Origin of the sequence: Faecalibacterium sp. DFI.5.82 (genome assembly GCF_029076575.1) — a bacterium.
Lineage (GTDB): Bacteria > Bacillota > Clostridia > Oscillospirales > Ruminococcaceae > Faecalibacterium > Faecalibacterium duncaniae.
In genome coordinates, this window is the sequence record NZ_JARFIS010000916.1 from 1 (window position 1) to 295 (window position 295).

At 59.0% G+C, this 295-nt stretch carries 1 protein-coding gene; it reads left to right on the forward strand.

Features of this window, described 5'->3' with window-relative positions; genetic code table 11:
- Positions 1–227: MFS transporter (locus P0G09_RS19475; RefSeq protein ID WP_275253500.1), on the forward strand; the 227-nt coding region annotated here is incomplete at its 5' end.
- Between the last annotated feature and the right edge of the window lie 68 nt (positions 228–295).

Genomic DNA, 295 nt, shown 5'->3' on the forward strand with positions numbered 1-295 from the left:
GCATCCAGGCGCTGAGCCGGAGCCATTTTGCCAAGATCATCCCGCCGGAAAAATCGGGCGAGTACTTCGGTCTGTTCGATATCTGCGGCAAGGGCGCGTCCTTTCTGGGCCCCATGAGCGTCTGTGTGGGCAGCCAGCTGACCGGCAGCGCCAATGTGGGCGTGGGCAGCCTGATCGTGCTGTTCATTGTGGGATTCGTGCTGTTCCGGGTGTCGGATCAAAAGTAAAAACAACCCACTCAGTCAAAGCCTTCGGCTTTGCCAGCTCCCCCGAAGGGGGAGCCTTTTTCATGTCC